At 67.7% G+C, this 25951-nt stretch carries 29 protein-coding genes; 11 read left to right on the forward strand and 18 right to left on the reverse strand.

Going from position 1 to position 25951, the window contains the following annotated elements; genetic code table 11:
• Positions 1-16: 16 nt before the first annotated feature.
• A complete protein-coding gene (locus ACIBL3_RS24950) occupies positions 17-754 on the forward strand; it encodes a VOC family protein (RefSeq protein ID WP_396355945.1) in 738 nt (245 codons plus the stop codon).
• 119 nt (positions 755-873) lie between these two features.
• Positions 874-1725 carry a metallophosphoesterase gene (locus tag ACIBL3_RS24955; protein ID WP_396355946.1) on the forward strand — a complete coding sequence of 284 codons (852 nt, stop codon included), beginning with the start codon at positions 874-876 and terminating at the stop codon, positions 1723-1725.
• Here the strand turns inward: ACIBL3_RS24955 and ACIBL3_RS24960 are convergent.
• Both ACIBL3_RS24960 and ACIBL3_RS24965 read right to left on the reverse strand, forming a co-directional pair.
• Positions 1706-2371, reverse strand: a complete 666-nt coding sequence (locus ACIBL3_RS24960) for an HAD family hydrolase (protein ID WP_396355947.1) — start codon at positions 2369-2371, stop codon at positions 1706-1708. The genes ACIBL3_RS24955 and ACIBL3_RS24960 overlap by 20 nt on opposite strands.
• Complete coding sequence (locus ACIBL3_RS24965) at positions 2368-3234, reverse strand: LysR family transcriptional regulator (protein WP_396355948.1); 867 nt, start codon at positions 3232-3234, stop codon at positions 2368-2370. Before ACIBL3_RS24965 ends, ACIBL3_RS24960 begins: the two co-directional genes overlap by 4 nt.
• A 75-nt stretch (positions 3235-3309) precedes the next feature.
• On the opposite strand from ACIBL3_RS24965, the gene ACIBL3_RS24970 reads away from it, so the two are divergent.
• Positions 3310-3816, forward strand: a complete 507-nt coding sequence (locus tag ACIBL3_RS24970; RefSeq protein WP_396355949.1) for a hypothetical protein — start codon at positions 3310-3312, stop codon at positions 3814-3816.
• Here ACIBL3_RS24970 and ACIBL3_RS24975 read toward each other — a convergent pair.
• Positions 3807-4691 (reverse strand): aldo/keto reductase, encoded by an 885-nt coding sequence (locus tag ACIBL3_RS24975; RefSeq protein ID WP_396355950.1) that lies wholly within the window; start codon positions 4689-4691, stop codon positions 3807-3809. The two genes, ACIBL3_RS24970 and ACIBL3_RS24975, sit on opposite strands and share 10 nt — an antisense overlap.
• Before the next feature lie 168 nt (positions 4692-4859).
• On the opposite strand from ACIBL3_RS24975, the gene ACIBL3_RS24980 reads away from it, so the two are divergent.
• Entirely contained in the window at positions 4860-5753 is an 894-nt protein-coding gene (locus tag ACIBL3_RS24980) for an LLM class flavin-dependent oxidoreductase (protein ID WP_396355951.1), read from the forward strand.
• 61 nt (positions 5754-5814) lie between these two features.
• Positions 5815-6372 carry a DinB family protein gene (locus ACIBL3_RS24985; RefSeq protein ID WP_396355952.1) on the forward strand — a complete coding sequence of 186 codons (558 nt, stop codon included), beginning with the start codon at positions 5815-5817 and terminating at the stop codon, positions 6370-6372.
• A 2-nt stretch (positions 6373-6374) separates the two neighbouring features.
• Here the strand turns inward: ACIBL3_RS24985 and ACIBL3_RS24990 are convergent, their stop codons facing one another.
• The 5 genes from ACIBL3_RS24990 to ACIBL3_RS25010 all read right to left on the reverse strand — a co-directional run bounded on the left by ACIBL3_RS24990 (position 6375) and on the right by ACIBL3_RS25010 (position 11924).
• Entirely contained in the window at positions 6375-6971 is a 597-nt protein-coding gene (locus ACIBL3_RS24990) for a dihydrofolate reductase family protein (RefSeq protein ID WP_396355953.1), read from the reverse strand.
• 12 nt (positions 6972-6983) lie between these two features.
• A complete protein-coding gene (locus ACIBL3_RS24995) occupies positions 6984-7538 on the reverse strand; it encodes a dihydrofolate reductase family protein (RefSeq protein ID WP_396355954.1) in 555 nt (184 codons plus the stop codon).
• Between the two features lie 87 nt (positions 7539-7625).
• Complete coding sequence (locus ACIBL3_RS25000) at positions 7626-10304, reverse strand: AAA family ATPase (RefSeq protein WP_396355955.1); 2679 nt, start codon at positions 10302-10304, stop codon at positions 7626-7628.
• Positions 10305-10374: 70 nt separating this feature from the next.
• A complete protein-coding gene (locus ACIBL3_RS25005) occupies positions 10375-11604 on the reverse strand; it encodes an RNA polymerase sigma factor (RefSeq protein WP_396355956.1) in 1230 nt (409 codons plus the stop codon).
• Positions 11601-11924, reverse strand: coding sequence for a YciI family protein (locus ACIBL3_RS25010; RefSeq protein ID WP_396356105.1), 324 nt, complete (start codon positions 11922-11924; stop codon positions 11601-11603). The genes ACIBL3_RS25005 and ACIBL3_RS25010 overlap by 4 nt, the downstream gene beginning before the upstream one ends.
• A gap of 146 nt (positions 11925-12070) precedes the next feature.
• Here ACIBL3_RS25010 and ACIBL3_RS25015 point away from each other — a divergent pair, with 146 nt between their 5' ends.
• From ACIBL3_RS25015 to ACIBL3_RS25025, 3 genes are all read left to right on the forward strand, one after another.
• A complete protein-coding gene (locus ACIBL3_RS25015) occupies positions 12071-13093 on the forward strand; it encodes an NAD(P)/FAD-dependent oxidoreductase (RefSeq protein WP_396355957.1) in 1023 nt (340 codons plus the stop codon).
• A gap of 10 nt (positions 13094-13103) precedes the next feature.
• Positions 13104-13745 carry an HAD family hydrolase gene (locus ACIBL3_RS25020; RefSeq protein ID WP_396355958.1) on the forward strand — a complete coding sequence of 214 codons (642 nt, stop codon included), beginning with the start codon at positions 13104-13106 and terminating at the stop codon, positions 13743-13745.
• A 122-nt stretch (positions 13746-13867) separates the two neighbouring features.
• Positions 13868-14314, forward strand: coding sequence for an AAA family ATPase (locus ACIBL3_RS25025; protein ID WP_396355959.1), 447 nt, complete (start codon positions 13868-13870; stop codon positions 14312-14314).
• 134 nt (positions 14315-14448) lie between these two features.
• On the opposite strand, the gene ACIBL3_RS25030 is transcribed toward ACIBL3_RS25025, so the two are convergent.
• Positions 14449-15432 carry a phosphotransferase family protein gene (locus ACIBL3_RS25030; protein WP_396355960.1) on the reverse strand — a complete coding sequence of 328 codons (984 nt, stop codon included), beginning with the start codon at positions 15430-15432 and terminating at the stop codon, positions 14449-14451.
• A 172-nt stretch (positions 15433-15604) separates the two neighbouring features.
• Here ACIBL3_RS25030 and ACIBL3_RS25035 point away from each other — a divergent pair, with 172 nt between their 5' ends.
• Positions 15605-16360, forward strand: a complete 756-nt coding sequence (locus tag ACIBL3_RS25035) for a class I SAM-dependent methyltransferase (RefSeq protein ID WP_396355962.1) — start codon at positions 15605-15607, stop codon at positions 16358-16360.
• Positions 16361-16602: 242 nt separating this feature from the next.
• Here the strand turns inward: ACIBL3_RS25035 and ACIBL3_RS25040 are convergent, their stop codons facing one another.
• The 6 genes from ACIBL3_RS25040 to ACIBL3_RS25065 all read right to left on the reverse strand — a co-directional run bounded on the left by ACIBL3_RS25040 (position 16603) and on the right by ACIBL3_RS25065 (position 21441).
• Complete coding sequence (locus ACIBL3_RS25040; RefSeq protein ID WP_396355964.1) at positions 16603-16905, reverse strand: GNAT family N-acetyltransferase; 303 nt, start codon at positions 16903-16905, stop codon at positions 16603-16605.
• A complete protein-coding gene (locus tag ACIBL3_RS25045) occupies positions 16902-17204 on the reverse strand; it encodes a DUF4158 domain-containing protein (protein ID WP_396355965.1) in 303 nt (100 codons plus the stop codon). Before ACIBL3_RS25045 ends, ACIBL3_RS25040 begins: the two co-directional genes overlap by 4 nt.
• 205 nt (positions 17205-17409) lie before the next feature.
• The gene (locus ACIBL3_RS25050; protein ID WP_132158603.1) at positions 17410-18177 is read right to left on the reverse strand and encodes a VOC family protein; all 768 of its coding nucleotides are present in this window, start codon (positions 18175-18177) and stop codon (positions 17410-17412) included.
• A gap of 443 nt (positions 18178-18620) precedes the next feature.
• A complete protein-coding gene (locus ACIBL3_RS25055; RefSeq protein ID WP_396356106.1) occupies positions 18621-19427 on the reverse strand; it encodes an alpha/beta fold hydrolase in 807 nt (268 codons plus the stop codon).
• A gap of 206 nt (positions 19428-19633) precedes the next feature.
• Positions 19634-20479 (reverse strand): ABC transporter permease, encoded by an 846-nt coding sequence (locus ACIBL3_RS25060; RefSeq protein ID WP_396355966.1) that lies wholly within the window; start codon positions 20477-20479, stop codon positions 19634-19636.
• Positions 20476-21441 carry an ATP-binding cassette domain-containing protein gene (locus tag ACIBL3_RS25065; protein ID WP_396355967.1) on the reverse strand — a complete coding sequence of 322 codons (966 nt, stop codon included), beginning with the start codon at positions 21439-21441 and terminating at the stop codon, positions 20476-20478. The genes ACIBL3_RS25060 and ACIBL3_RS25065 overlap by 4 nt, the downstream gene beginning before the upstream one ends.
• Positions 21442-21548: 107 nt before the next feature.
• Between ACIBL3_RS25065 and ACIBL3_RS25070 the strand changes: the two genes are divergently transcribed.
• Positions 21549-22277 (forward strand): winged helix-turn-helix transcriptional regulator, encoded by a 729-nt coding sequence (locus ACIBL3_RS25070; protein WP_396355968.1) that lies wholly within the window; start codon positions 21549-21551, stop codon positions 22275-22277.
• A gap of 257 nt (positions 22278-22534) precedes the next feature.
• On the opposite strand, the gene ACIBL3_RS25075 is transcribed toward ACIBL3_RS25070, so the two are convergent.
• The 3 genes from ACIBL3_RS25075 to ACIBL3_RS25085 form a co-directional block, all read right to left on the reverse strand.
• Positions 22535-23932 carry a hypothetical protein gene (locus tag ACIBL3_RS25075; protein WP_396355970.1) on the reverse strand — a complete coding sequence of 466 codons (1398 nt, stop codon included), beginning with the start codon at positions 23930-23932 and terminating at the stop codon, positions 22535-22537.
• Positions 23933-24059: 127 nt separating this feature from the next.
• Complete coding sequence (locus tag ACIBL3_RS25080) at positions 24060-24392, reverse strand: helix-turn-helix domain-containing protein (protein WP_396355972.1); 333 nt, start codon at positions 24390-24392, stop codon at positions 24060-24062.
• Complete coding sequence (locus ACIBL3_RS25085) at positions 24389-25495, reverse strand: tyrosine-type recombinase/integrase (protein ID WP_396355973.1); 1107 nt, start codon at positions 25493-25495, stop codon at positions 24389-24391. The genes ACIBL3_RS25080 and ACIBL3_RS25085 overlap by 4 nt, the downstream gene beginning before the upstream one ends.
• 64 nt (positions 25496-25559) lie before the next feature.
• On the opposite strand from ACIBL3_RS25085, the gene ACIBL3_RS25090 reads away from it, so the two are divergent.
• The gene (locus tag ACIBL3_RS25090; RefSeq protein ID WP_396355974.1) at positions 25560-25766 is read left to right on the forward strand and encodes a hypothetical protein; all 207 of its coding nucleotides are present in this window, start codon (positions 25560-25562) and stop codon (positions 25764-25766) included.
• Positions 25767-25951 lie beyond the last annotated feature (185 nt).

The following is a 25951-nucleotide window of genomic DNA, read 5'->3' on the forward strand; positions in this document are numbered from 1 at the left end:
GCATAGGATCGGCGGCATGGCGACGCGGCTTGTTCAGGTGACGATGAAGGCTCGGGACGACGCTGCGGTCGGCCGGTTCTGGGCGGACGCGCTCGGCTGGGGCGTCTCCAGCGAGGGACCCGGCGTGACGAACGTCGAGCCCGTGGGCTTCAGCTATCCCGACCCCGTCGCCGTCTGCGTCGACGTCCTCGCGGTCCCGGAACCCAAGACGGTGAAGAACCGGGTGCACCTCGACCTCGCCACCACTTCCGCGGCTCATCAGGCGGAGTTGGTCGCGCGGCTGCAGGGCCTCGGCGCGACACCCGCCGACGTCGGCCAGGGCGACGTCCCGTGGACAGTGCTCGCCGACCCGGAAGGCAACGAGTTCTGCGTCCTGGAGCCGCGGGAGATCTACCGCGACACCGGGCCGATCGCGGCCGTGGTGGTCGACTGCCTGGATCCGGCGGTCATGGCCCGCTTCTGGGGCGAGGCGATGGACTGGACCGTCCACGAGGTGGCCGACGATCATGCGCGGTTGCGGTCGGCCAAGGGCGTCGGTCCCTATCTCGAGTTCGTCCGTACACCCGACCCGAAGACCGGGTTGAACCGCGTCCACCTGGACGTCCGGCCATACCCCGGTGACGATCACCCGGCGGAGGTAGCGCGCCTGAAAGCGCTCGGCGCCACCGACGCCGACGTCGGCCAGGGTGATGTCGCGTGGGCCGTCCTCGCCGACCCCGAAGGCAACGAGTTCTGCCTCCTCACCCCACTCTGACGCGCCCCGCCGGTACGCTGTCTGGACACGACTGGCGCGGGTGGGTGTGACCACCGGGGAGTGACAGCAGGGCATCGACCGCCTGGGTGCCTGAGGCAACGATGCCGAGGAGCCTGGTCGTGACCCGTGTACTGCACCTGTCGGACACCCATGTCAGCCGCACCGGACCGGACGAGGACGGCGTCGACGGCGTCGCCGCGCTGCGGCAGCTGCTGTACGACGTACGCCATGTGCCGGCGCTGGACCTGGTCGTGGTCAGTGGAGACATCGCCGACGACGGCTCCCGCGAGGGATGTGAGGTGGTCCGGTCGCTGGTCGGCGCCTTCGCCGCCGAGCGCGGGATCCCGCACATCTACAGCACCGGGAACCACGATCGCCGCGAGGGCTTCGCGGCGGCCCTCAGTCACGGCCACCTCGGACCGGACGGTTCACCGATCGGACGCCGAGCCGACATCGATCGGGTGATCGCAGGCGTCAGTGAGGTGAACGGGCTGCGCGTGATCACCCTCGACAGCCTGGTGCCCGGCAAGACGCAGGGCGTGTTGGGTCGTGACCAGCTGGAGTGGTTGGCCGCGGAGCTGGCGACTCCGGCACCGGCCGGCTCGATCGTCGTACTGCATCATCCGCCGATCTTCGTCGACGCGATCCCTTACCTGGAGTCCGTCGTACTGCAGGAGCCGTCGGCGCTGGGCGACGTACTCGCGCGGACCGATGTGCGGGCCGTCCTCTGCGGTCATCTGCATCACCAGCTGTCCGGGATGCTCCGAGACAAGCCGGTGTGGGTGACGCCAGGAATCGTCACCCGAATCGACCTGACCGCACCGAGCACCCTCGCCCGCGGCGTCCTCGGCGCCGGTGCGTCCGTCGTCGACCTGAGTGGGTCGCCGCTGTTCTACACGCTGCACGCGCGGGACCCGCGTGCCAACACCGAGGTCTACACCTACAACCCGCTCACCGGCGAAGGTCTCTGAGAGAGTCGGCGCCGAGCCATGACTCCAGGGATGGGAGTACGGCGCGTAGGTCGCGGCCGGTGAGGTCGACGTCGGCGAGGGCTCGGGCTCGGGCTGTTGCGTTGAAGGCGATGGCCAGGCCGACGTCCTCGAAGAGGGGGAGGTCGGAGAGGCTGTCGCCGACGGCGGCGCACTGGTCGAGGGAGAAGCCGCGTTCCTTGGCGAATCGCAGGGCGAAGTCGCGCTTCGCGTACTGGTCGTAGCTGGTGAGGGCGATGCCGGTGTAGACGCCGTCGCGGACTTCCAGCGCGGGTCCGCACGCCTCGACGAAGCCGAACGTTTCGCACAGGTAGACGCCGACCGGGTGCCAGGCGAGGGTCGCGAGCGCGGGGACAACGTCGTGCTCGACGCACCACGCCACGACCTCGGCGATCCCGTCGACCAAGGGGAGTTCGCCGAGCCATTTCCGGATCTGCGTCTCGCTGGTCCCGGCCCAGCCGCGGGCGTCGAGCTCCTCGACATACCGCGCCTCGACCAGCCCCGCGTCCCAGGCCGCCTCGGCTTCGAACACCGCCTCCGCGTGGCCGAGGTAGCCGGCCAGATGGACCGCTGACGAGATGCCGGGGACGAGGGTTCCGTCGACGTCGAAGAAGGCAACAGTTCTCACGCTTGGGCCGCTTCGGTGAGGGCAGCGACGAGGGCTGCGGTGGCGGGTGGGTCGGGCGGTTCGCCGTACGTCGCAGCGTAGACGTGGCGTCGTGATCCCGGGAGCTCGGTCGCGAAGATCCCGTCGGCCCGATGCGCACGCAGGGCCAGACCGGGCATCGTGGTCACGCCGAGACCGGCGGCGACCAGGGTCTGCATGACGACCATGTCGTCGGAGGTGTAGCCGATGTTCGGCTCGTAGCCCAGCTCCGCGCACAGCGACAGCAGATGGCTGCGACACCGAGCGCAGCCTGCGATCCACGTCGCGTCGCGCAGCTCGGCAAGTTGTTGCTCTCGGCCCGGTGACAGCAGGTACACCGGGTCGTCGAGCAGGTGGTGCAGTCGTACGCCGCTTGGTTCGGGCTCGGTCTCGTCGTACCGGAAGATCACCGCCACGTCGACCTTGCCCGTGCGAAGCAGCTCGAGCGCCTCGGCTGGATGCAGGTCGGTCAAGCCGATCTCCAGACCTGGATGCGAGCCGGCCAACGCGGACACCGCTCGCGGGATGAGCGACCCGATCGCGGACGAGAACCCGGCGAGCCGGACCCGCCCGGCGCTCAACCCCACGTGCGCGGCAAGCTCCGCGTCGACCGCATCGATCCGCCCGAGGATCTCGGCGGCGCGGTCGGCCAGCAGCTGACCAGCCTGCGTGAGCCGGATGCCGCGACCGACCCTTTGCAGGAGTTGCGCACCGGTCTCAGCCTCGAGCCGAGCGAGGTGATGTGTCACCGACGGCTGTGAGTAGTGCAGCTCTCTCGCCGCCGCCGTGACGGAACCGTGCCGCGCGACCGCCTCGATCACGCGCAAACGAGTGACGTCCAGCATGCATCAACTCTATCTATCGATGAGCATGAAGATTGGCATTGGACGTTATAGGTCGGCCGCGCGCACGCTCGTTCTATGACAACCACACTGATTCACCCCCTGACCGCATTGATCGACGGCGTCCGTACCGCCGTCAGCAAGCACGCGAACTGGTCGGACACCGCCGAGCTCGTGTCCGACCAGCTCCGCCTGCACCTGCCGCGCCCCGACGACATCCTGACCGCCGGGCAGCGCGACGGCTCACCCGAGAGCTACCGCACCCATACCCTGCACGTCGAACCCGACGGCTCGTTCTCGATCATCGGCCTGGTCTGGCGACCGGGCCAGATCACCCGCATCCACGACCACGTGACGTGGTGCGTGTTCGGCGTACTCCAAGGAGTCGAGCACGAGGAGCTGTTCGACGCCGACCTCCGGCTGCTGGGTGAGAGCGACAACAACGTCGGCGACGTCAGCGGCTTCGCGCCACCCGGCGACATCCACCGCGTCCACAACACCACCGACACCACAGCGATCTCCCTGCACATCTACGGCACCGACGTGACCCGCATCGGGTCGAGCGTCCGCCGCTACTACGACTGATCCGTGAGCGCATCCAGTACGGCGACCTGCTCGGGGGAGAGGTGGATGTCGCCGGCTGCCACGTTCTCGGCCAGGTGATCGCGGTTGCCGGTGCCCGGGATCGCGAGCACGTGGTCGCCACGGGTCAGCGTCCACGCGATCCGGATCTGGGCCGGTGTCGCGTCGTGGTCCCGAGCGATGGCGAGCACGGTGTCGTCCGCGGAGACACCGCCCGCCTCGCGACCGGCCGCCGTGACCGCGAAGAACGGGACGAACGCCATCCCCTCCTTCCCACAGAAGTCGAGCACCTCGTCGTTCACCCGGCCGAACCCGACGCCGTACCTGTTCTGCACAGCGACCACCGGAGCGATCGCCCGGGCCTCCTCGATGTGCTGCATCCGGACGTTCGACAGCGCCAACTGGCGGATCAGGCCCTTGTCCCGTAGCTCGGCCAGGACCCCGAAATGCTCGGCGATCGAGTCCAGGCCCTGCTGCCGCAGGTAGACGATGTCCAGCACGTCCCGCCCCAGCGAGCGCAGGTCGCGCTCGACCAACTCCGCCAACTGATCCGGTCGCGCCAGGCCGGCCTTCGTCGGGCCGACCTTGGTGGCGACGACCAGGTCGTCCGAGTACGGCGCCAGCGCCCGGCGGACCACGTCGTTCGCCCAGCCCAGGCTGACGAAGTCGTTGTGCGGGCCGGAACCGGCCGACGATGGGCCGCGTGGGCGGGAAACGCCGTACGACGGATAGAAGTCGGCGGTGTCGATGTGGTTGACGCCGAGCTCGACGGCGTACCGCAGCAGCGCGATCGCCTGCTCCTGCGCGTCCTGCCCGTTGCTCCCGGCCAGCCGCTTCGTCCCGAACCCGACCCGGCCGACCTCCCGGTCTCCGATCACCGACTTGCGCTGCGCATTTTCTGGTGATAAGTTAATTGATGAGAGTGTATTCTTTTGCGCATTCTGCATTTCGCCAGGATAAGCCCAGCTGTGAATTCCGTCCAGCTTTTTGCGGCATCTTTTTCTGACCGATGACCGGTGGTGGGCCGAGCCTTGGGGGAGGGCGGTGTGGAGTTCGGGGCGCATCTTCCGTTGCTGGAGTTCGGCGCCGAGCGGGTGTCGCTCGCCGGCCTGCAGGCGACCGTCGACGTGGCCCGCGCGGCTGGCTTCACGACCGTGTCGGCCAACGACCACTTCCTGTTCTCGACACCGTGGCTCGACGGGCCGACCGCGCTCGCCGCCGTACTGGAGCGCTCCGGAGACCTCACGCTGGCGACGACGGTCTCACTGCTCTCCCTGCGTGGACCCGTGCCGTTGGCAAAGACGCTGGTCGCGCTGGATGTGCTGTCAGGTGGGCGGGTCGTTGCCGGCGTCGGGCCTGGTTCGTCCCGGCGGGACTATGACGCAGTTGGTGTGTCTTTCGAGGACCGATGGAGCCGGTTCGAGGAGGCGGTGACAATTCTGCGCGCGCTTGTCGGGCGCGGCCCGATGCCTGTGGAGACAAACTTCTACGCGTTGCCAGACGGCGAATTGCAGCCAATTCCGGTCCGGGACGGTGGAATCCCGGTGTGGATTGGCAGCTGGGGCTCGCCGGCGGGGCTGCGCCGGGTTGCCCGGCTCGCGGATGGTTGGCTCGCGTCGGCGTACAACACCAGTCCTGAGCAGTTCGCGACCGCACAACAGCAGCTGGCCGGCTTCCCGAACGCGCTCGTGACGATGTGGACCTGGATCACCGAGGACCGGTCCGAGCGCGAACGCGTCCTCCACGACGTGCTCGGACCCTTGCTGAAGCGCGACTCCGACGAGCTCCGCGACCGCGTCTGCGTCGGCCCGGCCGGTCACTGCGCCGACCTCCTGTCCCGCTACGCCCAGGCCAACTGCCACCGCGTCCACCTCTGGCCCCTGGGCGAGTCACCCAGGCAACTGGAGCTCTTCGCCGACCAGGTCGCGTCACGCTTTTGATACCGAGCAGAGGGAAATATCCAGTTGGCAGCGGAGTTGTTCACCTAGCAGCATTTGGAGAATGAGCGAGCAACCCGAACGCTGGAGCCAGGCAACCGTCTACCCCGACATGTGGGCGGACCCCGACAAGGACCCGCGCAACAACGACTCGAGTCCGGACGGCGAACTGGCCACGTTGCTGGACTTTCTCGACGGCTACCGCCTGACGCTGCTGATGAAATGCGAGGGTCTGAACCCCGAGCAGCTCGCCCGTCGCTCGGTTCCGCCGTCGACGATGTCGCTGCTCGGCCTGCTGCGCCACCTCGCCGAGGTCGAGCGGGACTGGCGGACCTGGATCAACCCGGCCGAGCCGCTGCCCAAGCTGTACGGCAAGCGTGACGCCGACTTCGACGAAGCGGTCGCCGACCAGGCGATGGTCGACGCCGCCTACGCCGACCTCGCCCGCGAACAAGCCGCCACCGACGCGGCGCTGGCCGAACACCCGGACCTCAGTGAGCGCCTGCCCAAGGACGACACCGCAGTCCGGGAGCTCATGGTCCACCGCATCGAGGAGTACGCCCGGCACTGCGGTCACGCCGACCTCCTCAGAGAATGCGTCGACGGCCGCGTCGGCCAGTAGCGCTACCTGATCGGCGGTACGTCGTACAGGAGGTGGGTCACCCGCTCGCCCTGCGCGACGAGCGACGGGTCGGCGAGCGTGACCTCGCCGTCGGCGCCGCCGAAGAACGGCCGGCCCGCGCCGAACACCACAGGTACGACGTTCATCACCACCTGGTCGATCAGGCCGAGCCGCAGGGCCTGGCCACCGACGTTCCCGGCCGCGACATCGACGATCCGGTCGCCCGCGACCTCGCGGGCCTGGGCGATCGCCGACTCGACCCCGTCGGTGACGAAGGTGAACGGCGCGGTGTCGATGAACTCCCAGCTCTTGGGCTCCTCGTGGGTGACCACGAACACGCGGTCACCGGCCACGGCCTGACCGGCCCAGCCGTTGGTCTGGTCGAACACGAACCGCCCGACCACCATGGCGCCGATCTCCTGCGGGTAGACCGTCTGAAGGAAGTCCCTGGAGGCTTGATTGGTGCGTAGCTCGGTCCCGTTCCACCTCCAGGCCACGTCGCCGTGCGCGTACCAGTCGAAGAGCGGGCCGACCTGACCGTCGGGCGTCGCGACGTACCCGTCGGCCGACACGACGGCGTACATGATCGTCTTTGCCATCACTGTCTCCTTTCAGGCTCCGGCCGGCCGATAGCGCAGCCAGACGACTCCGGACCGGTACGGCGTCAGCGAGACCAGCTGAAGGCGGATCGGGCCGACCCCGTCGAGGATCCGCGGCCCGGACGGCCACAGGTGCGGGTTCATCCAGAACCAGAACTCGTCGACGAGTCCTTCCTGGGCGAGGGTGTGCGCCAGCTCCCCGCAGCCGGAGACGATCAGGTTGCCTTTGTGCTTCTCCTTGAGCGCGGGGATCGCCTGGACGACGTCTCCCTCGATGAGCGTGGCGTTCCAGTCCAGCGGCCCGGTGAGCGTCCGCGAGGCGACGTACTTCGGCATGCCATTGACCCGCTCGGCGTAGTAGCCCATCGACGGGTCCTCACCGAGGTGCGGCCAGACGGCCGCCAGCCCTTCGTACGTCGTGCGGCCGAGGAGGAGCGCGTCCGCGAGGATCAGCTGCTCGAGACCGGCGTCGCCGCTGTCGGCGTCGAGCTCCAGCCACTCCTCGGGCGAGGGCGCCTCGAAGGCGCCGTTGACGGTGATCTGGTTGTGAACGATGACCTTTCCCATGCCTTCGAGGCTAGGAATCCGGCCGGTCTATCCGCATCTGTCGAACGACTGGCGCCGGGCCGCGGGTTTCAAGGCATTCGGGCGTCGTCATAGGTCGAGCTGCCCGAGCTCGGCCCGTCGTTTGACCCCGAGTTTCGGGTAGGCCTTGTAGAGGTGGTGGCCGACGGTGCGCGGGCTGAGGAACAGTTCGGCGGCGATCTCCCGGTTGCTCATCCCCAGGGCGGCGCGACGCACCACCTGCAGCTCCTGCGGGGTGAGCCCGCCGGCGCTTTCGGCGTCCCCGGGAGCGGCCTCGCCAAGCGCGGTCAGCTCAGAACGTACGCGCGGAAGCCAGCCATGGGCACCGATCCGGTCGAACGTCCCGTACGCCGCGACCAGTTGCTCCTTGGCCGCGTTGGGGCGCCGGTGCCGACGGAGCCACTCGCCGTACACCAGCCGGGTCCGCGCCTCGTCGTACGGACCGCACTCGGTTGCCACGGATTCCTCGAACAGTCGATCCGCCAACCCGCCGTCGTCGAGCAGCGCCTGACAACGCAGCAGGAGAGCCGAGGCCACCGGGCTCTTCGTGTACGTCGACCAGTCGGTGAGCCCGGGCAGGAACCGACGGGCGCGGTCAGTGTCGCCGACCCGCACCGCGGCCTCGACCTGGTCCGGGATCGCCCGCACCGTGACGTCGCGACCGGGCGGACCTTCGCAGGCATCCTCGAGTCGCCCGAGTGCGCCGCGCGGATCGCCGTTCATCAGGTCGACCAACCCGAGTGCCCAGCTCGCCTGCGCAACCGCCATGCCGTGCTGCCGCGAGTCATCCAGGACCTGTACGGCGAGTCGCTCGGCGCCGGCGCTGTCGCCGCGGGCGGCGGCAAGCCAGGCAGCCATGGCGGACAGGACGATGACCTCGAGCTGCTGGCCCAACTCCTCAGCCAGTGCCATGGCCTCCGCGACGTTGCTGTCAGCATCGCGGATCCGGCCCGTCACCAGTTGCGCCAGTACCAGGGGCTCCTGGGCGTAGGGCAGCCAGCCGAGCTCGCCGCGGCTGCGCAACACCGCGACCTGGGCGTCCAGCATCGCCACAGCAGCTTCGTCCTCACCGATCAGCAACCCGAGGAACGCGGCGCTCAATCGCTCCAGCGTTTCACCGCCCTCGCTGTCCCGGGCAGCAAGCACCGCGGTGCGCATCCGGTCGACCGCCTCCGCCACGTCGCCACACAACAGGTCAGCGAAGCCCACCATCCCGTTGATGACAGGGGTGCGACCTCCTGGGACCGAGCGCAGGCGCTCCGCGCACTGACGCAGCAGCATGGGGTCCGCTGCGTCGCGTGCGCACCAGGTGGCCTCGGTCAAGATCGAGACAGCAAGGTCTGGCTCGGTTGCGAGCACCGGGGCGGCGGCCTCCACTGCGATGCGAGTCGCTTCGGCCGGCGACGTACGCTCATAGCTCACCTGCGCGCGGATCCAGCCGGCCTCCGCCACCTCACCGGGCGCGTCGGTCAGCTCAGCGCCTGCGGCCGCCAGCTCGACGGCCCGGTCAAGCTGCCCGGCGTCGTACGCCGCCCGCGCGGCAGCAACCAGCCGCTTGCCGCGAAGGGTCGGTGCGCTGGTCAGCTGGGCCGCGCGGTCGAGGGCTCGCACCGCAGCAGCTGCCGCGCCACGCCCTGTCGCTCTCCGGGCGACCTGCTCCAAGCCGTCTGCGGCCGCGTCGTCGGGACCGCCTGCAGCAGCTGCCACGTGCCAGGCGCGCCGGTCGGCGTCGCGTGGATCGGTCAGCACCTCGGCGAGGGCCCGGTGTGCCGCAACCCGACGGGCGAAGGGCGCCTCCTGATAGGCCGCCGACCGGATCAGCGGATGGCGGAACACCACACCGTCGGCGCTCACCTGGACGAGTCGGCTCCGCTCGGCCGGCTCGAAGTCGCGCGCATCGCCACCGAGCCCCGCTGCGGCCGCGATGACGGTTGGCAGGGCGGAGCCGTGGTCGGCCGCGGCCAGCAGCAGGGCCGTCCTAGTCGGCTCAGCGAGGCCGCGGATCTGCCGACGGAAGTGCTCCTCGAGCCGTCCCGCGGCCGGCAACGGCGCCACGGGCGCCGGGACCGCGGATGTCTCAGTCGCATGGGCTGCCAGCTCGACGATGGCGAGTGGATTGCCACCGGACTCCGCGAGTATGCGGTCGGCGACGTCGCCCGGCAGCGTCGCTGCGGCTGCAGCCAGGCGAGCGGCGTCGGCCGCGCCCAGCCCGGGGAGTGCCACGCTCTCCAGCCCAGGCGCGGGAAACGGCCGTTCCCCATCGCGGGCGGCGAAGATGGTCGCGATCGGGTCGGCGTGCAGGCGCCGTACGGCGAACAACAGAGCGTCGATCGACGACTGGTCGAACCATTGCGCGTCGTCGAGCAGGCACAGCAACGGCCGGTCGCCGGCGATCTCGGAGAGCAACGACAGCGTCGCCGCGCCCGGGAGCATCCGGTCGACCGGCACACTGCTCGCTCCGAACGCGGCCCGGAGAGCCTCCGCCTGCGCGCCCGGCAGCGCCTCCAAGCGGTCGAGATCGCGCACGAACATCAGCTGGAGGGCGGCGTAGGCCACCTCGGCCTCGGACTCGATACCCACCACGCGCAGCACCCGCATGCCGCCGGCGACGCTCTCCGCGTAGTCGAGCAACGCCGTCTTGCCGATCCCGGCCTCACCGCGCAGCACCAGTGAGCGGCTGCGGCCGTCCTTCGCATCGGCCATGAGGCGGTTGATCCGCGACTGCTCGCCGTACCGTCCGACTATCACAGCGGCACGCTAGACGGTCGCCAGGCCGATCAACAGCCTCTCCACGCAGGTCGAAGCCAGGGGAGTGGCACTACCCCAGCTGGTCGCGGCGGCGGGTCAGGTGAGCGACCTCGGCGGTGTTGCCCGCCAGCTCGATCGCCTGGTCGTACGCCGCGCGGGACTCCGGGCTGCGGTGCATCCGGCGGAGCAGCTCGGCTCGGGTCGCGTGGAAGGCGTGATAGCCGGCCAGGTGATCGCCGAGCCGGTCGATTGTCGTCAACGCCAACTCCGGGCCGTCCAGCTCGGCGACCGCGATCGCCCGGTTCAGGGCAACGATCGGCGAGGGGTCGATGCGGACGAGTTGGTCGTACAGGGCAACGATCTGCGACCAGTCGGTGTCGCGGACGTCGCGGGCGGAGGTGTGTACGGCGTTGATCGCTGCGAGAATCTGGTAGCGACCAGGCGCCACGCCGGTGGCCAGGCGCTCGCGCACCAACCCATGGCCCTCCGCGATCAGCTCCACGTCCCAGGCTCCACGGTCCTGCTCGTCGAGGGAGACCAACTCGCCGCTCGCCGAGACCCGGGCGGTACGGCGCGCCTCGGTCAGGAGCATCAACGCCAGCAGCCCGGCCACCTCACCGTCGTCCGGGAGCAGGGCCCGGATCAGCCGAGTCAGCCGGATCGCCTCGGCGGTCAACTCATGGCGAACCGGATCGGTGTCGGGCCCGGTCGCCAGGTAGCCCTCGTTGAAGACCAGGAAGAGGACGGCGAGTACGCCGGAGACACGCGCCGGGAGATCCTCGGCGGACGGCACCCGGTAGGGGATTCGAGCCGCCTTGATCTTGGCCTTGGCGCGGGTGATCCGCTGGCCCATCGCGGTTTCCTGCACGAAGAAGGCGCGGGCGATCTCGGGCACGGTGAGACCGCCGACCATGCGCAGTGTCAGCGCAACCCGGGTCTCCATCGCGAGCGCCGGGTGACAGCAGGTGAAGATCAGCCGGAGCCGCTCGTCGTCGATGACCCCGAGAGGCTCGGGCGGGTCGTCGTACACCATCTGAGCCTCCTTGTGCTTGTCGTCGCGCTTGCTCTCGCGCCGGATCCGGTCGATGGCCTTGCGGTTGGCGGTGGTGGTCAGCCAGGCGCCGGGGTTGGGCGGTACGCCGTCGGCCGGCCACCGCTCGACGGCGGTCGCGAACGCCTCGGCGGCCGCCTCCTCGGCGATGTCGAGATCACCGAACCGTTTGGTGAGGGAGGCAACGACCCGTGCCCACTCCTCGTGGTGGACCCGGGTGATCGTCTCTTGGACGTCGGTCACGCTCACAGGAACGGTCGCACCTCGACCCTGCGGTTGCAGGCCTTCGACCCCTCGCTCGCGATCTTCAGCGCGACGTCGAGATCGGGGGCCTCGAAGATCCAGAACCCGGCCAGGTACTCCTTCGACTCCAGGAACGGCCCGTCGGTGATGATCGCCTCCGCACCCCGGTTGTCGATGACGGTCGCCGTACCGGGGGAACTGAGGCCGCCCGCGAACACCCAATGCCCGTCGGCCTGCACCCGGGCGTTGAACGCGTGAATATCGGCCATCTCGTCATCGGTCGCCGAACCGGTCCGATCGTCGATCACGGAAACCAGATACTGCATCTCGGTCATCTCCTGTGCTCTGGGGCGGTCTCTCATGAGCCGCCGTACACCCCTGCAACGAACCCGTCAGCCCTGATCCGACACCGACGCAGGACTTCTTTCAAGAACATTCGGGCTGCACCTCGGTGGACGGTAGCGTCGTCACAATGTCGAGCCATGCACCAAGCAATGATCTCGTGGTGGTCGGCGCCGGTGTCGTCGGCGCTTCGGTGGCCTATCACGCCGCAAGGGCGGGCGCTGCCGTGACCCTTCTCGACGCCGGCCGACCGGGCTGCGGAGTGACCGTGGACTCCTTCGCCTGGATCGCAGCGTCCAGATTGCTCACCGGTCCCTCTGCCGCGGTGCGGGTGACGGCGACGGACGAGTACCGCCGGCTCGAGGTCGAGCTGCCGGGCCTTCCGGTGACCTGGTCTGGCTCGCTGTCGTGGCACGCGGGGGAGAGCGCGCTGGAAGCCGGGCCTGGGCAAAAGATCGTCGACGCGGCCACCGCAGCGACGCTTGAGCCCAAGCTGCTGCAGCCCCCGGACTGGGCCCTCTGGGCACCCGGCGAAGGCGCCGTCGACCCGGTCGGCGTGACCGAGCGGCTGATCGCCGGCGCCCGTGACCACGGTGCACAAGTACATCCGAACGTCGCGGTCACCGCTGTCCGCCGAGACGCCGGGGGCCGGGTCGCCGGCGTCGACACCGCCGCAGGGTCACTGTCCGGCACGACTGTGGTGCTCGCGGCCGGAGTGGCAACGGCCGCGCTGGCCGCGCCGCTGGGCGTCCGTGTCCCGGTCGACCCGTCGCCGGCGACGCTCTTCCGGTTCCGCGCCCCGGCCGGTCTGGTCCGCACGGTCGTCAACAATCAGGACTTCGATCTTCGGCAGATCGCCCCGGACCGGATCATCGCCGCCGCAGATTCCCCGGAACGGACGCTGGCCGCCATCCGATCCACCTTCCGCGGCGCCGAGAACGTCGAACTGCTCAGCGCCCGGGTCGGCGCACGCCCCATGCCGGCCGACGGCGAGCCCATCGTCGGCCCAGTCGCCGAGGTCCCCGGCCTGTACGTGGCGGTGATGCACGCAGCAATAACGCTCGCCCCAACCATCGGCCGCCTGATCGCACAGGAACTGGTCAACGCCACCGCCGAACCGGCCCTCACAGCTTTCCGCCTCGACCGCTTCTAGGATTAAGAGAGTGAAGAAGTACGTACTCTTCGACCATGACGGCGTCCTGGTGGACACCGAATTCTGGTATTACAAAGCCGGAGAACGCGCCCTGGCAGACATTGGTTTCACCTTGGACAAGACTCAGTACCTCCGGTCCATGAGCCAGGGACAAGGCACCTGGGCCCAAGCCAGAGCAGCAGATATCGACGAACACACTATCAGCCGACAGCGCGCGGTCCGTGACGACTACTACCAGGAGTATCTCCGGACCGAAGCCATCGAGATCGAAGGCGTCGTCGACACCCTCGCCGACCTGTCAAAACACGTCCGCATGGCCATCGTGACGACCGCAAAGCGTGCAGATTTCGACCTAATCCATGAAAAGCGCCAAATCCAGCAATTCATGGAGTTCGTCCTGGTCCGCGAAGACTACAAACGCAGCAAGCCGCACCCAGAACCATACCTGACGGCCTTGCACCGCTTCGGGGCCGCCAAGGAAGAGACCCTGGTCGTTGAGGATTCACTCAGAGGGCTGAACTCAGCCGTGGCCGCCGACATCGACTGCGCCGTTGTCCACAACGAATTCACAAAAACACACGACTTCTCACAAGCCACCCACCAAATCAAAACCCTGACCGAACTAAAGGAAATCATCCGGGCTACGTCGTAGGGGAGTGGCTCAGTGGTGCCGCCGAGGAGTTCATGGATCCAGGCGAGACTGGATGCCTGCCAGCCGGCTCTGGTGTGAACTCAGTTGCATGTGGGAGTGGGGGTCTGGGACTGTTGCCGACCATGAGGCTGCTTCTGATCATTGGACCACCGGCCGTCGGCAAGATGACGGTGGGCCGAGAGATCGCCGCGCAGAGTGACTTCAGGTTGTTCCACAATCATCACACCATTGAGCCGCTGATCGAGGTCTTCGGCTACGGCACCGCGCCATTCAAGGTCTTGAACCTCGAGTTCCGTCGGCGAGTGATCGAAGAAGCTGCACGCAACACGGTGAATTTGATCTTCTCATTCGTCTGGGATCTGCAGGACCCGGCTGATACCGCCTACGTCGAACAGCTCGTCGCGCCTTTCGAGGAGGCCAGTGGTGAGGTATGCGTGCTCGAGCTGACTGCGGACCTTGGAACGCGCCTGTCGCGCAATCGGGCGAAGCTCGGCTGGCTGCCAAACCGAGCAAGCGGAATGTGGAATGGTCCGATGGCAACGTCCGTGGCATGGAAGCCCATCAAATGAATACGGATCCGACCGGATCCACGCCGACCCCGGCCGACGGATTCCTCACCCGGAATCGGCACCTTCGCCTCGACACCCGAAATCTGACGGCAGCCGAGGTCGCCCTGATCGCACTCGACTGGCTTGACCGTCGGCTACAACCAGACGAGTCCATCTAGATGGTTATGGCCGGAAAGCAGGCGAACGATGTGGTCCTGCGCCGCTTCGCGGATGTCAGGCTGGGGGTGGTGTGCGAAGAGCGCGAGCTCCACGCACATGTCATAGAAGTTCAACCGCTCGCGCAGGTGCTCGCGCTCGAACAGCTCCGGATACGCGCCGTGCAGCCATTCGGGGACCTCTTTGAGCGTGGCCTCGTCGAGCCCTTGTTCGTCTGGTGTGGGTGGGTACTCTCGTGCCTTCGCGCACCAGCGCAGGATGGTATCGAGCTCGACATCCGCCGGCTGAGCCAACGCCTCCGCGAAGTCGATAACACCGGTGACGCGTCCCCGGTCGACGATCACGTTGGATCCATGGAGATCACCATGGACGAGGACGGGTTCGTCGGCGGCGAACAACGCCAGCCGCTCCTGGATCCAATCGGCGACGTCCGCGAGCAGGCGCGAGTCATGACCGGGCAGTCGCCGGGCAGCCTCGACCTGCTGGAGCGCCGCACTCACAACGGGTGGGTGGAACGCAGGCCACGGCTTGCCGGCGAGCGCATCGGCCAGCCACGGCGGCAGCAGGTCGGCCGGGACAGGTACGCGGTGGAGTGCGCGCAACGCAAAGCCGAGGCTTTCGATCATTGCTTGGCGCGTGTGCGAGTCCGCCGCCGGCCATGCGTCGTACAGGGTTCGGCCGGGCAGGCGTTCGGAGACGTACCACGGCCCGTCCGGGCCGTCGCCGTGGGCGAGGTGTCGGGCGTGTGGGACCTCGCTGCCCTCGAGCAGGCTGACGACTGAAGCCTCGTGGCGATACGCGTCGCGGAACAGTCCGTTGTTCAGTCGTACGACGTATTCGTCGCCGACCCACACGCGACTGACCCAGCCGGCCTTTGGAAGAAAGCGCCCGGTTGCCGGCAGACCAGCGGCCGCCAGCGTCCTCAGTAGCGCCGGATCGGTAGCCCAGGCGAGAGTCTCCACGGAGCGCGAGCCTATTCGTCAGCTGCCTGCGACGACACGAGTTTTCCGATCCCCTCGCGCCATCCGCGGTACGCGCGGACGGGTTGTCGTTGCGAAAACCAGTGGTGCCCGGCTTGCTCCGCTGATGGACTGACGTCCCACCGTGAGTCTGCCGCGTGACGGAGGACTGGTTGTGACGGATTATGACGTGCTTGCCGAGGTGTACGAATGGCTCATCTCGGATGCAAAGTTGCCTCCAGCCGAGTTCGCTGCGTCGTTCGATGACGTCCTCGGTCTCCTGCCGTCGAACGCTCACGTCCTCGACTGTTCGTGCGGAACCGGACAGTTGGCGGTTGGCCTCGCCGGTCGTGGCATGCAGGTTGTCGCAACCGACGCCAGCGAAGCGATGGTTCGTCGGACTGCAGAGTTGTCTGAGGAGTTCGGGGCATCCGTCCGGGCCCTGCGGGCGAACTGGGAAGAGTTGCCCGACCATTTCGAGGACGAAAAGTTCGACATGGTGTTCTGCGTTGGCAACTCGCTTCACCATGCCGCGGGCGCGACAGGCAGGGGAGCTGCTCTGGAGTCGATGTCACGGCTTCTGCGCCCTGGCGGGCGCTTGGTACTCACATCCCGCACTTGGGAACTCGTGAGGGCCAGAGGTTCCCGGCTCGACATCAGTGACCGACTCGTCCGCCGGAACGGTCGCGATGCCGTCGTGGTCTACCGCTGGGAGATTGCGCGGCATTGGGAGGAGGAGCACCACATCGAGATTGCGATCGCGCAAGTTGATGCGACTGGGTTGGTTCTTGTCCGCTCGGAACTGCTGTCCTGCTGGCCCTACCGGTACGAGGAACTCGAAGTCGAGCTGCACCGGGTCGGACTCCGGACGGACGTGAGCACGTTCGATCTTGAGGCCGAGAACTACATGGTGGTCGCGAGCAAGGTATAGATACGCAGACTAGTAGTGGACAGCCTGCGTATCAAGACCCGGCGTATTGACCCCGCGACGGACCGGAGTGCCGCACAAGGACCGCTCACCGGGACGCGCATCCGGACGGGTCGTACGGGACCGCCGCGACAACTCCTGGGCCTGACCTGCGCGCGTCCCGCACGGGGTTCCTCAGCGGACGCAGTTCATGTTGCTGCTACCAGTGTCGTTCTCCGAACCTCGCTGGCAGCCGGATGTCTCGGTCAGGTGGTCTGCATGAGTCTCAGTGAGACGTAGGTCGAGAAGCCTGCGCGTCGTGCGAAGCGGACGGATCGACGCTCGTACTCTGTGAATCCGAGCTTGGCGTACAGATTGAGGGCAGGCGTGTTTGTGTCCTTGATGTCCCGTAGGACGTACTCCTCGTAGCCGGGCAGAGCCAGCAGGTGCTGCATGAGAGCCGTCGCCACCCCGCGTCCCTGGTAGGTGGGGTGAGTAGTTACGAACCCGATCTCGGCGAGGCCCTCCTGTGCGTTGGGAAGGCCACCGAGAAACTGGCTACGGATCACCAGGTAGCTGATCGTGCCGTGGATGAGTCCCAGATGGTGCCGGATCTCCCGCCACTTCGGCGGGAAGCACTCCTGTTCTTGCTCGGTGAGCGTGGCGACGGCCGCGGGGCGCCGTCCGAGAGGGCGACGTAGAAGCGGTCGACGAGAAATGCGTCCGCGGTGACGTGCAGGTGCTCGGCCAAGTACGCCACCGCGGACGGCGGCACCTCACCCGCCACGCTCGGGAACCGCGCCGCGATCTCGAAGAATTTCAACAACACCGCGAAGCCAAGCCGCGTCGCACCGGTCTTGTTGCCCACCAGCGTCCACGACGCGACCAAGTCCGGGACCGCGGCGGTGATCGCCCGTGTGATTGAAGCAGGCGATGCCGATGGGCGGTGCAGGCACGTCCACCCTGACTATGGTGCCTGGCCGACCTCGGTCTCACCTTGTCGAGGAGGTCCACACCGACGACATCCACGCGCGTCTTGCCGAGCTCGACCACTCGGCCAGCTGACCGCCGGTTCAGCTCGTCATCGCCGCACCGACATCGAACTCCGTGCCGAACGGGTCCGTGATGTTCGCGACCCGCCCGTAGATCATGTCGTAGGGCTCGGCCGAGGTCCCACCCGCGTCGACCGCTCGCCGCGCCGCCGCATCGGCGTCGTCCACCTGGAACAAGGTCCCCCAACGGGACTTCGTGGCCTTTGGGTCACCGGCGATGCCGCCGATCTCGTGGCCATCCGGTCTGCGCAGGAACGTGAAGTCGAGCTCGGGCATGTCCGGGTTGGCATCCAACGTGTAGCCGAAGACCGCGACGTAGAAGTCGCGCGCGGGCCCGGATTCCGCGGTGACCAGGTCGTTGCGGAGCAGGGCGTTCGGCTCGTTGACGATCTCGCAGCCGATGTGGGCACCGGCCTGCCACAGTCCACACTGCGCACCGGTGGTGTCCTTGATGATCGCCGTCCGGCCCTGGTCCAGCACGTCCATCGGACCGGTGATGATCGAGCCGCCCGCGTCCCGCGCTCGGGCGGCCGCGGCGTCACAGTCATCCGTCGCGAAGTAGACGTTCCACCAGAAGTCCGTGGCGTCGGGATCGGGGTTCGGCCTGATGGCCGCGACGGGTCTGCCCCGTAGCAAGCACTGGGTGTAGTGGCCGAACTCCGCCGGTCCCACATCGAACTCCCAACCGAACAACGCGCCGTAGAAGGTCATCGCGCGGTCGAGATCCGGGATGCCCAGGTCGATCCAGGTCGGTGTGCCAGCCGGCTGCGTGGTGGTCAGCTCGCTCATCGTCTCTCCTTGTCGTGTCCCCATCTTGTCCCGCATGACCCCGGAACCTTAAGAGGTCATGTCGCCCGCGTTCACGGACGCCGGTCCTTCTTCGAGGTCGACGACCTCCAGCGCGGCAGCGATGTCAGGGTGATCCTGGGGCGAGAGCGGCTGATCTCCCGGGAGGCGCCTTTCTGCACGCAGGCTTAGTTCGCTGCTGGCGCCATTGACGACTTCCCGGGGTGAGTCCGTGCGCTGGCTGCCCAGTTGACGAGCTCGCGGCAAGGTCCGCGTCATCGGCGCACCCGTCATGGGGAAGGGATCGCAGGCTTGCAGATCGCGTTCGCGCCAACACGCGGCGAGACTCCGGAACTCAGGAGTCGCCGCTCACCGACCGATGCTGACGTGGCCGATGGGCCTGCGTTCCGAAGCGACCCACGGTCGCGACCTGATCAGTCGACGGGTTACTGGTTGAAGAACGTCTTCAGTACACGGGCCATGAGTTCGGGGTCGACGACGTGTCCCTGCCCGTCGAGCGTGTGTCGTTCGGTCTTAGGGATGGCAGCGGTTATCGCTTTCGCGGAGCGGTCGAAGAAGTCGGTCGGGAGGCCTGCGAACTGGGGCTCGGTGGTCGGACCCTCGGTGGTCACCAGGACCGACTGAGTGATGCGGGCAAGTCGGTTCGTGGGGATCTTGTAGCCATTCATGATCACGGTGTCTTTGACGAGCGTGTGGGCGAGCGCGACGGACGAGGCCCAGAGCGGGTGCTGTTTGCCAGCCGCGATGTCCGCGTCGGGTCCGCCGGTAAGCCTCATGAACAGTTCCAGGAGCTCCTCGTCCCGGCCGGCTTTGTATGCCTCGTTGGTGTCCGCGATGTACTGGTTGAACCTCGGCCACAGGTCATCCCCGATCACGTACGGCACATCCCACACCGCGATCTTGTCGATCGCCGAACCTGCCGATGCTGCCTCCAGCACGAGGGCGCCGCCAGATGAGGCGCCGTACACGTGAGCTGAGCCGCCGGCTGTCGCAATCAGCGCGTCGAGGTCTTCCACCTCCCGCGCCACGGCGTACGGCGGTGTATTGCCGCTGGCGCCCCGGCCGCGTCGTGCGTAATTGTAGACCGTGAAATGGTTGGCAAGGAGCCGGGCCAGCGGCGCGTTCTCAGCGCCGTCGTCTAGGGTGCCGCCGACGAGGATCACCGCCGGGCCAGTGCCTTTCCGGTCGTAGGCGATCCTCGTACCGTCGGCGGACGTCACACGAAGTGTCATCTCGTTCACTGCTTCTCTCCATTTCTCGATGCGTGGTCGTCACCGTCGGAGCATGTCGACCAGGATTGAGTTACGTGGGCTGCCCCCTCCGTCATTTGCACTTCGGGCCGGTTTCGGGAGTTCCGGGCTTGGTACCGGTGATGGCGTTGGCCGAGTGGGCCGGGTTGTCGGAGTTGATTTCGACCAAGTGCTCGCGGCAGCGGCATCTACTTCTTGTTGCGGTAGAGGACCATGGTGATGGGACCGAAGACCGCGACGAGAAGTACGGACGAGACGAGCACCCAGCCGATTTCCCCGGCGGGCACCGAGCCGTGCATCAGGCCGCGTACCACGGTCGCCAGGTGGGTGATCGGGTTGACCTCGACGACCGCCTGCATCCACCCGGGCATCGTCTTCGGGTCCACGAAGATGTTGCTCCCGAACGTCAGCGGGAACATCACCATCATGCTGACCCCCGCCACCGAGTTCGGCGTGCGCAGGATCAGGCTGAGCATCGTCCACAGCCACGACAGGCAGAACGAGAACACCAGCAGCAGCGCCACCGACAGCACCACCCCGACGGCGCCACCCTCCGGCCGGAACCCGAGGACCAGGCCGAGCGTGATCACGATCGCCGACCCGATCGAGTAGCGCATCACATCGCCGAGCAGGGCGCCGACCAGCGGCGACGGTCGCCACACCGGGAGCGCCCTGAACCTGTCGAACACCCCCTTCTGGATGTCGGTGTTCAGCGTAATGCCGGTGTTCATGGTGATCATGACGTTCGCCTGCACCAGAATGCCGGGCAGCAGGAACTGCAGGTACTCCTGTGTCGACCCGGCGAGCGCGCCGCCGAACAGGTAGGTGAACATCAGTGTGAACATGATTGGGAACATGGTCACGTCGACGAGCTGCTCCGGGACGTGTTTGATCTTCAGCAAAGCGCGCCAGCCGAATGTCAACGAGGTGAGCACCGGACCGGGGCGAGACGGGCGCTCGCCGGCCAGCAGCACGCTGCGCAGCGCGTCCTCGGTGACCGGCGCCGACGCCTGCTCGGCGGACGTGGCGGTCATGCGGCATCCTCCTCGGGTGTCTCCTCGGCGGGATGTCCGGTCAGGGCGAGGAACACCTCGTCCAGGCTCGGCTGACCGAGCGCGAACTCGGTGACGTCGATGCCGCTGCGGGACAGCTCGGCCAGGGAACGGGCGACCCGCTCGGGGTCGGAGATCCGCGCGGACAGCGCGACCGGGTCAGCGGACGGCTCGGCCGGCACCTCGAGGACGCCGGCGAGGACCCGTTCGGCCCCGGCCCGCTGCTCGGGCGCACGTAGCCGTACGTGCAGCGAGCCGGCGCCGACCGACGCCTTGAGCTCGCCGCTCGAGCCCTCGGCGATGACCTTCCCGTGGTCGATCACCGCTATCCGGTCGGCGAGCTGGTCGGCCTCGTCGAGGTACTGCGTGGTCAGCAGCACGGTGGTGCCTTCGGCGACCATGCCGCGGACGATCTCCCAGACCTGGTTCCTGCTCCGGGGGTCGAGGCCGGTCGTGGGCTCGTCGAGGAAGATCAGTTCGGGGGTGACGACCAGGCTCGCCGCGATGTCGATGCGCCGGCGCATCCCGCCGGAGTACTTCTTCACCTGCCGGTCGGCCGCCTCGGCAAGACCGAACGCGTCGAGCAGGTCGGTCGCCCGCTCCCTGCCTCGGCGGCGTGAGTAGCCGAGCAGTCTGGCGAGCAGCAACAGGTTCTCCACCCCGGTGAGGTCCTCGTCGACCGACGCGAACTGCCCGGCGAGGCCCACCCTGGTCCGCACCGCCTGGGCGTCACGCACGACGTCGTAGCCGAGCACTTGCGCCTCTCCGGCGTCGGGGCGCAGAAGCGTGGCCAGCATGCGGATCGTGGTGGTCTTGCCCGCCCCGTTCGGACCGAGCACGCCGTACACGCCCCCGGCGCTCACGGCCAGGTCCACACCGGCGACCGCGTGGGTCGTGCCGAAGCTCTTCTTCAAACCCCTGGTCTCGATCGCGAGCGTTCCCATGGGGGTTCGATCCCTTCTCTCGGTGTTGCGAACCGTGGCGGAGGTCACAGCGCTTATGCTCCTAAGCTAGGAGCATTCACACCTGTTTTGCAAGTACACTCGAGTGTATGAGCAAGAAGCGGCTGTTCGACGACCCCTGCGGCATCGCGCGAGCGCTGAACGCGGTCGGCGAGCGATGGGCGTTGCTCGTCGTGCGGGAGTTGGTCTTCGGCCCGAAGCGCTACTCCGACCTGCACCGCGGGCTGCCGCAGATGAGCCAGAACGTCCTCGCGCAGCGGTTGCGCGAGCTCGAAGCCGACGGCCTGGTGCGGCGAAGGCGCCTGGGACCGCCTGCGGCCGCCGCCGTGTACGAGCTCACCGAGCGCGGACAGGAACTGGAGCCCGTGCTCCGCGCGCTCGCCCACTGGGGCAGCCGCGCACCGCTGCCCGAGGACGGCGCGGCGGAACTGAGCGTCGACGCGCTGCTGTTCGCCCTGCGCGCGACCTTCGATACGGCGCTGGCGGGTGAGCTGTCGCTGCGCTGCCAGTTGGACGTCGCGGACGACCGGTTCCGCGCCACCGTCGCTGGCGGGCGGTTCGAGCTGGCACGCGGTGAGCACGCCGAACCCGATGCGTGGCTGACCGTGCCGGAGGCGGCGACACTGCGCGATCTGGTGTTCGCCGGTGCGGCGCTGCACGACGCCGTCGAGCGGGCAGACGCCGAGGTGGCGGGCGATACTGCGCGGCTCGCCGCACTGCTGCGCTGCTTTCCCGCAGCCGTGCGGTATCCGGCGCCACAGGACCCCGGGCCGCCGGATTCCATGTCGCCGGGCCCCGTTTCATCTGGCCCCGGGTGACCGAACGCCGAGCTCCCGGATCCCGCCGTCAGCGCAGGAAGTCGTCTGTCGGGGGTGAGCGGCAGTCCGCGGACCCCGGACACCGGTGGCGAGGTTACGCCGGCCGACAGTTCAGACTCCGCGGGCTCGCGGAACTCATCGCCGAGACGACGACGCACCACTTGGATAGCGAGACGCAGCTCAACGCCTGGCGCTGGTCCACGACCGAGCATGATCGACTTGTTGCGGTAGCCCATCCACTTGCGGGACGCTCACCGCTACGTGTTGGATCGCCCGGCGTATCGGGCCCACGGCTCGGCGGCTTTGTCGGCGTGGAGAAACGCAACCTGGGTGCTGTAGCCGAGCGCTTCGGCGACGAGGGACGGCGGGCACTCGAGGACGAGTTCGCCGATGGCGCGGTTGCGGGCGCCGAGGAGGTTGACGCCGAGGTCACGGAGCCGGTCCATAACGGTGTTCGGATGCAGGTGTCGGCCGGCGAGCGTGCTGGGAAACATCCAGGGGCTCACGGTCCCTGCGCCGGTACGGAGATTGGGCCGCGAGGCAAGGTGCTCGCGGATGCGCCACGCGAACGGTTCGGGAACGTCTGTCGGGTGCGCGCCGAGGACGATGCTCATGCCCGTGTCACCGTCGTCGACGATGCCGGTCTGAAACGCGACGACCTTGACCAGCGGCTGCGCGTAGAGCAGCAGGAGCATCCCAGCGACGCGGTAGGGGAGTGATTCGCTGGTCCCGGTGAGGAGTTCGTGGGTCCAGGCCAGCCGCTGGTCCTGGCTCAGCGACGGACTGGTCTTGGCCGATCGGTGCTGGATGGCCACCGTGGTGTTGACGCGGGACTTCCTCGCGACAACGAAGAAGGTCCGGATCGCTGTGCGCGTCGTCGGCCCGGTGGCCAGCCACTCGTCGACGTCTTGCTGGGTGCAGGTCGCGGCGGTTCGCTGGTAGGTCTCGTGGAGCCACATCAGGAACTTCACCGTTTCGGTGATCTCCTGTTTGGCGGAGTGGACTGGGCCACGCGTGGTCGCGCCGGCTTCTGCCTTGGCCCGGATCCGCCTGAGGTGGTGCCAGGTGGCGAAGTGCTGAACGGGTTGGCGCACTTGGTCTGGGAGTCCGTCGAGTTTGGCGTCGATCCATCGCTCGAAGCGGGGGAGGTAGGGGTCGCGCTGGGGGAGTAGGCGGTGGTGCTGCATGAGCGCGCGGAGATGTTCGGCTTGTCTGCCGGGCACGGTGTCGATGCCCTTGTGCGATACCGGGATGGTGCCGTCGCCGAAGCCACGAAGCAGCTCTTGGACCTTGGTCGAGCGTTTCCAAACGAGGATCGATTCCGGTCGGTCCGAGGCGCACAGGGCGTCGACCAGACCCCCTAAGGTGGGGTGGCTTGGCACACCGCCGAGTAGTCCGTTGAGGTCGTCGCGGAGGGCGCAGCGGACGCACACACGACCGCGCTGATGCGCACCTTCGTTGTCGCAGCGTTCGCAGTGGAAGTCGTAGGGGATCTGCGCGCAGGTTGAGCAGGTGGCCCGGCCCTCATCGTTGACCGGGCCAGGCAAGAGGCGGTGTTGCAGACATCCGGGGCACGTGCCGTAGGTCCTGGTCGCCTCGTAGTAGCAGACGAAGCAGAGCCGTCCTTCCGGCCACGTCGCTGCGACACGTGGCATGTTGCGTCCGCATCGGGCGCACGGGCCGCTCTTGGCAACCTTGGCAACGGTCGCGCGGGGCCGACCCTGCTTGGTGTTCCGAGGGGAGAGTCCGGCCGGCTTCGGATCCACGAGAACCTCCTGGCCGCTACTCGTCGAGGATGTTGGCGCGACGGGGCCGGACCGTGCGGTCGAGCGCGACGACGTTCGATGGGGAAGCGGTACCGGTCTTGCGGGCTCGTGCGTCGGCGGCGGTGGTGGTGAGGAGGTCGGCGGGTGTGCAGTCGAAGATGTCGCACAGCGCCGCGATCACCTGGAGTGACATTCGCTCGGGACGCTGGTTGACGAGGCGGTAGACCTGCGGTCGGGACAGGGTGATGTCGCGTTCGGCCAGTAGGGGGATGAGGTCGGTGGTGTTGTGCAGGCCGCGGGCCGCCATCAGCTCGGCCAGCCGCCAGGTGTAGTCAACCTTGCGCTTCATGATGTGCCGTCCTCGGTCCTTCGTTGCATGGCTTCGTTCACCGTGCGGTCCAGCGCGCTCCTGAGTGTGGAGCGGCGGAACTCGTCGGAGACGAACTGGTAGATCCCCGTGGTTGAGGCGTGCTCGTGGCCCATCTGGTCCTGGACGAACCGGGGGTCCCAGCCGGCTTCGAGGAGGTGGGTGGCGTAGGAGCGACGGAAGGAGTGGAGGTCCAGGCCGTCGGAGAAGCCCAGTTCCTCGCAGTAGCGGCGGAGCCGCCTGAGCAGGGTCGACTCGACGACCAGGCCGCCGCGCTCGCTGGGGAACAGATCGAGAGTGCCGGGTTCGCCGCGGCCGTTGGCGAGCCAGTCCTCGAGGATGGCGGGGGTCCATCGCCAGACTGTGAGCACGCTGCGGGGCTTGGGCGGGGAGCCGCGTCGCGCCTTGCCGTAACGGACCTTACAGACACCGAAGGCGCCGAACTCGCGGGCATGCGGATTGCGGGCGAAGTCGACGGTCTGGAGGTGCCGCAACTCGTTGAACCGGAGGCCGTAGGCGTAGGCGATCTTCATCATCACCGCGTCGCGGTAGGCGGCCTGCCAGCCCTTGCGGGTCGAGTTGCCGATGCGTTCGACCGCGTCGTCGGCGTGGTCGAACAGCGCGCTGATCTCCTCACGGGTAAAGGGCCGCTTGGTCGGACGACCGTCGTACTCCTGGACGTGGGGAGCGGTGTTCCAGTCGAAGAAGACCTGGGCCGGGTGGGTACCGAAGTGGTGCTCGCAGATGCGGTCCCAGCCGTAGTCGGGGTTGCTGATGTAGCTGGTGAACGCGCGAAGCGCGCAGTGGTAGCCGCGGAGCGTGGAGTGGGCGACGTGCTTGACGGTGCGGAGGTCCGCGGAGAACTCCTCGACCATCGCAGGCGTCCAGTGCCACGGGTCCTCGTTGACGTGGTCCAGGAATCGCTGAACGCAGCGCAGCCGCTGGTCGATCGTGGCGAACTGGAGGTTGCGTGACAGCTGCTGGTTGCGCCAGCCGTCGAGCATCAGTTGGAGCACCTGCTCGTCGGGCCGGAGGACCGGCATCGACGGCACCAGCTGGACCCTTCCAGAGCCGTCAATCTGCATCGAATTCTCCCGCGATTCTGGTTTCATCCAGTGATTCCATGATGCATCCGATGAGACGCATGGTGTGTTTGTCCAGGTCAACGGCGTGTCGCGGCCAACTGCGCCGAACGACACCAAGGCGTCCGGCCTCAATATTGGGCGCTCGGTAGAGGCCGTCAGCGGCGACGTTTCCGCAGGTCAGGCCCGCATTCAGAAGGCGTTGGCCGGGCAGGCGTTCAAGCTGACCTCGATGATTCATCTGATGCAACACGCAGACTACCAGTTGACATAATGTCGCTTATCGGCGCTTAACTCGCGGGAGTTGCATTAGATGCAGGAACTCCCGTCTCGGACTGTTGAAGCCGTTTGTGCAGGTCAAGGCCGGTTCCCGGTAGATGCCGTGCCGCTCGCGCGGCGTGTTGCTGGCGATGTTCGCGCAGGTGGCCGTAGGTTTCGTGCATCTAATGCACGATTCCA

It is taken from the genome of Kribbella sp. NPDC050124, assembly GCF_044460355.1.
GTDB lineage: Bacteria > Actinomycetota > Actinomycetes > Propionibacteriales > Kribbellaceae > Kribbella.